We start from the raw sequence: 8,567 nt of genomic DNA, 5'->3' as shown, positions 1-8,567 counted from the left end.
GGCTAATGTTCTTAGGAATCCCCCACTTCAATCAGACCGTAAGGTCGATAAGTGGTGGGTAGTTCAATTCCTGCCATCGATGCTAGATAATGAGGGCTTACCACCATACTTTTCGTCCAATTATGGATTTAGTCATATAAGTTCTCCCTTTTTATTTATTTGAATTTTCAAAAAATAAACCATAATTGTATTATAACTTGTTTCTTCTTCATACGTAATTTAAATTCGCCTTTCCCAGACAAAAAGATAATATTTTTTCATTTATATCTTCTATTATCTTATTAAATACAAAAAAATCATTCATTTCGTAATTATTATTAAAATTATATGTACATTTCGAAACTAGTTTTGTTATTATAAATACATAATCATGGAAATGAATTCTAAATTTTAAAACAAAGGAGGAATCTTTGTGAAAAATCCATATAGGGAATTAACGGTTGGGATGATGCGAACGGGGATTTTAGGATTCGGCGGGGGACCCTCTGTAATTCCTCTCATCCGTCACGAAGCTGTTTCCCGTTATCAATGGCTTGACGATGATGAATTTGGGGAAACATTGGCAATAGCCAATACACTCCCAGGACCGATTGCCACAAAGATGGCAGCGTATCTTGGCTATAAAATAAAAGGATGGCCGGGTGCCTTTGTAAGTGTTGCAGCACATATTTTACCTTCAGGCTTGGCAATGGTATTCTTGATTGCCTTCATTAATGTTCTAAGTAATTCAGCAATAATTAGTAATATGATTGCTGCCGTTATGCCAGTTGTAGCCGTCATGCTCGGTCAAATGGCTTATGAGTTTGGCGAAAAGGCAGTAAAAGGTTTAGGAAAGGTGCTCGGTATCGTCTTTTTTGCTATTTCTTTTTTACTTCTCCAAGTCCTAACCCTGCATCCTGGTATAGTAATTATGATATTCCTTTCATATGGAGCTTTTCATTTTAAATTAAAAAATAGATTGAAAAATAAGAAGATTGATAAGAAGGAGGAATCCGCGTAATGGGTCTTATTATCATCCCTATTGGTGTAGCTGTTTTTCTAGCTTTTTTCATAGCGAATATGCTCGGCTATGGCGGGGGACCAGCTTCGATTCCGCTTATGTACGATCAAATCGTCACCCGTTATGGCTGGCTTAATAATACCGAGTTCTCCCAAATGCTCGCGCTAGGCAATTCCCTTCCAGGACCGATTGCCACCAAAATTGCCGCATATGTCGGATATGATGTGTATGGCTGGCCAGGATTTTTCGCTGCATTAGCTGGTACCATCATCCCTTCCGCAGTAGCCTTAATTTATTTATTGAAAATCCTGCAAAAATACAAGCAATCTCCCATTGTAAAAGGCATGTCCTTACTTGTGCAGCCTGTGATTGCCATCATGATGCTATTGCTTACCTGGAATATGGCCGCTGATGCTGTCGGGTCCATCGGTTACATCCATTCCTTTATCATCGCAGGATTGGCCTTCTTAGCTTTAGGCAAGTTCAAAATTCACCCAGCATTCGTGATCATTCTTGCCTTTGCATACGGCGGTTTTATCATCCCTCTCACATAAATAATAAAATCCACCAAATGGTGGATTTTATTATATTAAAGTTTCATTCCCATCCGGCTCTTATAACGTTTAATGAGAATTTGGCAATCAACGCTCACAACCCCCTTGACCGCATACAACTTTTCATTAAGAAAGCGTTCCATCTCTTGATTATCAGTAAAGATCCCATGCATATGAAGCTTACTTGGACCAGTCATATGATACAAACTCGTCACTGCTGGTTCATTCTCTAGTTGATTGGCCACCGATTCCAAATATTTAGGCTCGACCTCAACATTAAAAAACGCAGAAACCTGAATACCGACCTTAGCTGGATTAATGACCGCAGTAAACCTTTCAATCACACCGTTTTCAACAAGATGATTAATTCTCATTTGAACCGCTACTCTAGAAAGCTCCACTTTCTTTGCTAAGTCCGTATATGAAATTCGTGCATCTTCATGTAAAATCGAAATGATTTTTTTATCGATCTCATCAACTTTCAAGCTGGGAATCTTAAAGTCCTCTGCCATCCTATGTAACTCCTTTTCGATTTCTTTATTTCATTATCGCAGAGAACACCATAGGATCACAACAAAACTTGCCTTTTCCTCATCAATTTAAAACACCGATTTCCGATTCACAAAAAAACTGCCGATTCCTCGGCAGTTTTCTTAATGAATGATTAATAGCCAAACCATAAGGGTAATAAATAACGTTTGCACGGTTAGAATAATTCCAACTTTAATGATGTCAGCAACACAAGCAACTCCTTCAAACTATTTCTTAAGCAAAATAGTTTTCATACAATCAATATACAGCAAAAATGCTCCCAATTTTGGCAGACCCTTTTCAATAAGTATGTAATTTACATCAATCTAAAAACAAATATGGATTTTTACAGACTGTCCCCCGCCTTATTTGAAAATTAAAGGTGGGGGTTTTACAACCTGTTCAACGTGGAATAAAAACTTATGAATACCCAATGCTCAATCCTTTGTTTGAAAAGTTTTCGCGATATTTTTGTATTCCTCTTCATTGAGAATACCCATTTTTTTAAATAAAGCGGAATAAACCATTATTTTTCTTTGCGTACGGTTTGTACAACACATATGAATCAGCTCCTTTTTTACATTCTATTCAATCACAATAAAATGTTTCCTTTACGCAAAACATTTTGTATAGACTAAAATATTATTTCCCGATTTTCTCGCAGTTTTATTTTCCAACCCTATCCTGTATGGAGATCTTATGGTCCCCCTTGCAACTATTTACACTTCAGATTATCGTTATTTAAGTAACTATGTCTCAGCGAATGTTAATTTCTACTTTATTTAACTTTGTAATGGGATAAAGTATATAAAAATCTGCATACTTTCTTCATACTTTTTCGATACACTGTTCTCAATAAATAAGAAGGTGAATCCACGTGAAAATCTCATTTAAATTAGGTTTATGGATGTTTGTATGCATTTTCTTAATTGAAACTGTTTCCATGATTTATTTACACAATAAAGTAGTTCATTCTCGTATCAATCAAGAATTAGAATCACTAAAGTCACGTGGCAATAGTCATCGTGACGTGTTAGAAATCTCTTATGACAATTCAACTCTTCATCACATCGGCCTGATGGAATCACATACCGATACAGATGTTGTGATTACGAATACAAAAGGCGATATCCTATTATCGTCTGAAAAGGTTAATAGCGGAATGAAGAAAATCTTAAAAAAGGACCTCTCCCAAGTACCAAGAAAAGGTCTAATCATCCAATCAAGTTGGAAGGAAGAAAGATATATAGCCACCGTTACACCATTTAACAGCGATAAAGTAAATGAAGGCTATGTCTATATGTTCAAAAATACCGGAGATGTTGAAGATTTAATCTCTCAATTGAACAAACATTTTCTCTTTGCTACTTTATTGCTCCTTTTCTTTATGCTTATAACCATTTATTTTCTATCAAAAGCCTTGACTAGACCTCTTATTACGATGAAAGAAGCAACGACCAAATTAAGCAAAGGGAATTTTTCTGTATCTGTACCTGTACGTTCAAAAGATGAATTAGGGGAACTTGCACAGTCCATTCAAAGCTTGGCTAATGAGTTAAACTATTTAAAAAAGGAACGTAATGAATTTTTGGCAAGTATCTCTCATGAACTCCGCACACCACTAACGTATATTAAGGGCTATGCTGATATTGCACGGCGAAAAGATTTAGATATACTAGAAAGAACACAATACTTAGAGATCATCCATGAAGAATCAAAGCGACTAAACAGTTTATTAGATGAACTATTCAATATTGCAAGAATGGATGTTAATACATTTACGATTTCAAAAGAAACCGTCCCTCTCTCTTCATTCCTGCAATCCGTTTATGAAAAAGTGTTACCTGCTTTTACGAATAAAAATATACAATTAAACCTGGAGTGTAAGGATAATTTATTTATGGATATTGATCCTTCCCGTTTTGAACAAGTTCTTCTTAACCTACTGGACAATGCGCTAAAGTACTCGAATGAATATACGGTCACTACTATCAAAGCCACTGAATCAATTGGAAGTATTTCCATCTCTATAATAGATCAAGGAGTAGGAATTCCGAGAGCAGACATCCCCCATGTTTTTGATCGTTTATACCGTGTTGAGAAATCACGCGCGAGAGCTACTGGCGGATTTGGTTTGGGGCTCTCTATTGTTAAGCAATTAGTGGAAGTTCAAGGAGGAACCATTTCAGTTAAAAGTAGTATAGAGCAAGGTACGTGCTTCACTATCATATTTAAGGAGAAAAAAAATGAAGACAGTAGTTCTAGTTGATGATGAAAAGAGAATGCTTGATCTTATAGAATTATATCTTTCACCTCACGGCTATACATGCATGAAGAAGAACTCTGGACAAGAAGCGCTTTTGTTCTTAAGGGACAATCAGGCTGACTTGGTCATTCTAGATGTGATGATGCCTGAAATGGATGGATGGGAAACGTGTGAAAAAATCCGAGCGTTTTCTGATGTTCCCATTATCATGCTCACCGCTCGTGATGCGGCAGAAGAAATGGTAAAAGGATTAAAAAAGGGAGCCGACGATTATGTGACTAAACCTTTTAATGAAGAAGTTTTACTTGCTAGAATCGAAGCTGTGACGCGACGGGTACGCAATCATCCAGCGGGATATGTAAAATTTAACGGAATAACTTTAAATGAATCTGCTTATGAAGCGCATTATCAATTTAAGGCCATCCCGTTAACACCAAAAGAGTTCTCTATGTTAGGGTTACTTCTAAAATACCCTAACAAAGTGTACTCTAGAGATCATCTGCTATCGACCATATGGGGATTCAAAACGGATACAGAAGATCGGACCATCGATTCTCATATCCGAAATATTCGAGAGAAATTGCGCCATGTCGATTTTCCAGTAGACCAACATTTGAAAACAGTTTGGGGTATCGGTTATAAATGGAGTTCTGTTTGATTGATATAGAGATCATTTCTGCAGCATTATTATCAAGTGGCCCATTTTCTATTGCCGTAAGTGTATTATTAAACATTTTAATTAGTGTACTTGGGTTTATTCCAAGTGTATTTATCACTGCCGCCAATATCACTGTGTTTGGTTTTGAAAAGGGATTAATTCTATCTTACATTGGAGAAATTGCAGGAGCAGTAATTAGCTTTTGGTTATATCGAAAAGGCCTTCAATCTTTCAAACCGAAATTCTTGAAGAACCGATGGTTAAAACAACTACAAAACTCACAAGGATGGCGTGCATTTTGGATGATCCTAATGCTTAGACTCCTTCCTTTTATACCTTCCGGCGTAATTAATCTTACAGCAGCAATAAGTAAGACGAGTGTAATAATCTTCTTCATCGCTACATCTATTGGAAAACTGCCCGCCCTCCTTATCGAGGCCTATTCAGTGACCCAAGTGTTGCAGGCATCGGAGGCTGTAAGGAATATTTTAATATTATTGATTTTGATCATCGTAGTCTTGTCTTACTTTAAAAGAGGTAAGAATAAAGAAATGTAATGAAGGGGACCATGTAAACGGAAAAAACCTGATATTTCCATTAAAAGTCAAGGTTATGATGAAATGTTTTGATAACAAAGAAGTAATAAATAATGTCACTTTTTAAAAGGTAAAATGAAGGATAGATAAAACAGAACTTAATCAGCTTTATCTATCCTTTTTTGTAGTATTACAAGATTATGATTTGACAAAGATAAATTAATAATTTCGTTATTCTAGATAAGCGCCCGATTGTCTAGTAATTTTCAGCTTGATAAATATAAATTATAGAATTACTCCTTTATTGAACAATCAATTGGAAGAAGTTGTTTAATGGGACAATTCTGTCCAAAATCAAGTAAATGCACTTAACTCTTTAAAACCGCTTTACCCTTTAATTTTCTTGTTGTTTTCTAGAGGCACAGGATCAATACTCTGATCATTAGCTGTCAAGTCAATGCCATAGTCCTTCGCGAATACCATATGCGTTTCTACTAGAACCTCAGCTGTATTTTCATCTAGATTAAATACTCTGGCGCCCCGTAGTCTGTTCCTTTCAGCTCCCGGCAGACCATAAGCACCGAACCCGGTACTGCCCGCATACCCAAGCAGGATTCCGTAATAATTACCTACGTAAGTGTTTATATGATCATGACCGCAAAAAACGCCCTTGACATCGCCTCTCTCCAGCATCGCTGAGAACAGTCCCCCGTTGATTGGCCCCATACACTCTTCTTCATTTCTTTCTCCTACTATATTATGCTTTTTAACGGCAATCTCATGATTAGAGTCTGTTCTTTGGTCTACGCTCGCATACCACATAAACCTGTGTTCCCAAAGAGGAATATGGATGAAAGCGAGTGAAGGAATTTTTTTTCGCCATTTTCTCTCTAACTTCTTAGACGTCTCATAATACCAATTCACTTGATTAAAACGAAGCCAGTCCCACGTAGGATATCCTTGGAAATCTTGACCCGCTATGGTTTTTGGTGCATATCTTCCACTGTCAAGTAGCCAAAGGTTGAAAGCTGCCTTTTTTCCTTTTGAATCCTTTATAAGTAAATTCATATTACCTGTCCCAGTAATACCTTCGACAGTAGGCTTGTTCATATTGTATTTATAAGAAAGATAGATTTTGAGCATGTCTTCCTCATCAAGACCGCCCTTCGGGGTAGAATCTTCATCATGATTTCCAAAGGTAATAGCCCACTTGATTCCTCTTTGTTCCATAGGTTGTGCAACATTGTTAATGGCTTGCTTCATCTCCATAGGTGTATCGCATCCACCCGTAATATTGTCTCCATTAAGCACAACAAAATCAGGTTTTTCTGTATCAAGCACTTTCTCCATAAGCTGTAATGTTCTACGATCAATACGTTCATCATCTTGTGTATCATTAAATTGAACGATTTTTAATTTTCCATTACGATTAAATTGTAGAGAAATGTCATCTTTTTCTTCAGCGAGTGCTGTGGTGCTAAATAAATCACCTGAAAGTCCAGAGAACCCAAGTGTTAAGGCAAGTGTACTCATTCCTCCTACCTTAATAAAATTCCGTCTATCCAACCCTTCATGTGGTTCTTGATTCTTCATAATAAATCTCCCATTCTCTTCTAGTAACTGTTTTATAGGGATAAAGCTATCGACTTCAATGGTGAGCATATAGGGATTACAATAAATACGTGAAGAAAAACTATGTAGTTCCAATTCAAAAAACCATTACTATAAACAAAGTCTCCCTGTTTTTCATCGCAAAAAAACTGGATTGGATATTTATAGTATTACAAGCTTACATTTTATTGAAGATCACCCTATAAAGTTCAGTTCTTACTTCATAATAAGGTGAAACTATTAGTAGAGTATTAACCTTATATAAAAGGTAAGTAAAGAAAACAATAGAAGAAGGAATGTGTGAGATATCAAAAACTCCTTTCTAAATCTCTACTTATTCATCGATGAATACGTTAATAGATGTTGGATTTGAAGTTCATGTTTTCTAACCATTTTCACATTTTTCGTCTATTTTATTAAAGTTTGGACCAACACCAGTGACATATTCCATAATAGATTTCAATTCTTCATCTGAAATAGTTGCTGGATTTTTATAAGAAAGAAGTTGATCGAGAGGTAACTTTGGTATCAAGCATAACTAGTATTTCTATTTCTTAGGTGTAGAATCGCTACTCTTTTATAGAGCCACTACAAAAAAAACAAAAAAACTGCCGATTTCTCAGCAGCCCCCTTCCGATTAATACCTTTTCTGTTACATACAATCCCAGGTATTTCTATATGTATCTTGTTATACAATCAGATCATTGCTCTTAAAATAGTCTAAGAAAGTCTCCGCTATGGATGGATCGAAATGCTTTCCCTTTTGTTCGTGTATGTAAGATAACGCTCGCTCCACTGGCCATGAATCTTTATAAGGTCTTCTGCTGATCAATGCATCGAACACATCCACAATGGCTACGATTCTAGCTTCTAATGGAATATCTTCCCCTTTCAAACGATGTGGATATCCCGTTCCATCCCATTTTTCATGATGGTAGGTGATGATGTTTTCAGCCACTTCCAGACTGCTGATCATCTCATGATTTATTTCCCTTGAAATCTTATTCAAAATATCAGCACCCATTAATGGGTGCATCTCAATGATTTTCCGTTCGTATGGAGATAAGGGACCTGGTTTATATAAAATCCCTTCAGGAATCTCCGCTTTCCCGATGTCATGTAAAATACTTGCATGAGCAATATGGTTAATATAGCTTTTAGATAGTTCTAAATGTTTTCGTCGATTATGTGCCAAAACCAGATTCTCGGTTAAGATTTGTACTCTCAATAAATGCTCTTCGATGCCAGGATCTCGGATTTCGCATGAAATAGCAAGGACCTTTAACAATTCTCTCTGGTTCTCGACTCTTTTGTTTTCCGAAAGATAAATCCCTTCTTTCAATTGCTCCAATTCGCGAAAAACCCCAACAAAATACAGATGATTCTCTATATGAATCGGAGTGATTGTAAT

Annotated in this window: 8 protein-coding genes; 5 read left to right on the top strand and 3 right to left on the bottom strand. The window is 36.4% G+C overall.

Going from position 1 to position 8,567, the window contains the following annotated elements; genetic code table 11:
• Nucleotides 1-412: 412 nt before the first annotated feature.
• Both AC1DUW_RS16220 and AC1DUW_RS16215 read left to right on the top strand, forming a co-directional pair.
• A complete protein-coding gene (locus AC1DUW_RS16220) occupies nucleotides 413-1,000 on the top strand; it encodes a chromate transporter (RefSeq protein WP_053344759.1) in 588 nt (195 codons plus the stop codon).
• Entirely contained in the window at nucleotides 1,000-1,554 is a 555-nt protein-coding gene (locus tag AC1DUW_RS16215; RefSeq protein ID WP_053344758.1) for a chromate transporter, read from the top strand. The genes AC1DUW_RS16220 and AC1DUW_RS16215 overlap by 1 nt, the downstream gene beginning before the upstream one ends.
• A 35-nt stretch (nucleotides 1,555-1,589) precedes the next feature.
• On the opposite strand, the gene AC1DUW_RS16210 is transcribed toward AC1DUW_RS16215, so the two are convergent.
• Complete coding sequence (locus AC1DUW_RS16210) at nucleotides 1,590-2,066, bottom strand: Lrp/AsnC family transcriptional regulator (RefSeq protein WP_053344757.1); 477 nt, start codon at nucleotides 2,064-2,066, stop codon at nucleotides 1,590-1,592.
• 896 nt (nucleotides 2,067-2,962) lie between these two features.
• Here AC1DUW_RS16210 and AC1DUW_RS16205 point away from each other — a divergent pair.
• The 3 genes from AC1DUW_RS16205 to AC1DUW_RS16195 are packed head-to-tail and all read left to right on the top strand — an operon-like array spanning nucleotide 2,963 to nucleotide 5,566.
• On the top strand, nucleotides 2,963-4,354 hold the full coding sequence (locus AC1DUW_RS16205) for a HAMP domain-containing sensor histidine kinase (protein WP_236694868.1): 1,392 nt from the start codon (nucleotides 2,963-2,965) through the stop codon (nucleotides 4,352-4,354).
• Nucleotides 4,332-5,009: a response regulator transcription factor gene (locus tag AC1DUW_RS16200; RefSeq protein WP_477642963.1), complete on the top strand. Its 678-nt coding sequence runs from the start codon at nucleotides 4,332-4,334 to the stop codon at nucleotides 5,007-5,009. Before AC1DUW_RS16205 ends, AC1DUW_RS16200 begins: the two co-directional genes overlap by 23 nt.
• Nucleotides 5,006-5,566 carry a TVP38/TMEM64 family protein gene (locus tag AC1DUW_RS16195; protein ID WP_053344755.1) on the top strand — a complete coding sequence of 187 codons (561 nt, stop codon included), beginning with the start codon at nucleotides 5,006-5,008 and terminating at the stop codon, nucleotides 5,564-5,566. Before AC1DUW_RS16200 ends, AC1DUW_RS16195 begins: the two co-directional genes overlap by 4 nt.
• 366 nt (nucleotides 5,567-5,932) lie before the next feature.
• Here AC1DUW_RS16195 and AC1DUW_RS16190 read toward each other — a convergent pair whose 3' ends face one another.
• Both AC1DUW_RS16190 and AC1DUW_RS16185 read right to left on the bottom strand, forming a co-directional pair.
• The gene (locus tag AC1DUW_RS16190) at nucleotides 5,933-7,138 is read right to left on the bottom strand and encodes a metallophosphoesterase family protein (protein ID WP_053344754.1); all 1,206 of its coding nucleotides are present in this window, start codon (nucleotides 7,136-7,138) and stop codon (nucleotides 5,933-5,935) included.
• A 706-nt stretch (nucleotides 7,139-7,844) separates the two neighbouring features.
• A partial coding sequence (locus tag AC1DUW_RS16185; protein ID WP_477642962.1) for an HD-GYP domain-containing protein occupies nucleotides 7,845-8,567 on the bottom strand: 723 nt, incomplete at its 5' end.

It is taken from the genome of Peribacillus sp. P4_C12, from assembly GCF_056402095.1.
Note: the sequence above shows the minus strand (reverse complement) of the source record. Positions and strands in the feature narration are given on the sequence as shown.

Bases quoted from the DNA above. Each gene is read 5' to 3' on its own strand.
- AC1DUW_RS16215 (WP_053344758.1), top strand. From the start codon at position 1,000: ATGGGTCTTATTATCATCCCTATTGGTGTAGCTGTTTTTCTAGCTTTT.
- AC1DUW_RS16210 (WP_053344757.1), bottom strand. From the start codon at position 2,066: ATGGCAGAGGACTTTAAGATTCCCAGCTTGAAAGTTGATGAGATCGAT.
- AC1DUW_RS16200 (WP_477642963.1), top strand. From the start codon at position 4,332: ATGAAGACAGTAGTTCTAGTTGATGATGAAAAGAGAATGCTTGATCTT.
- AC1DUW_RS16190 (WP_053344754.1), bottom strand. From the start codon at position 7,138: ATGAAGAATCAAGAACCACATGAAGGGTTGGATAGACGGAATTTTATT.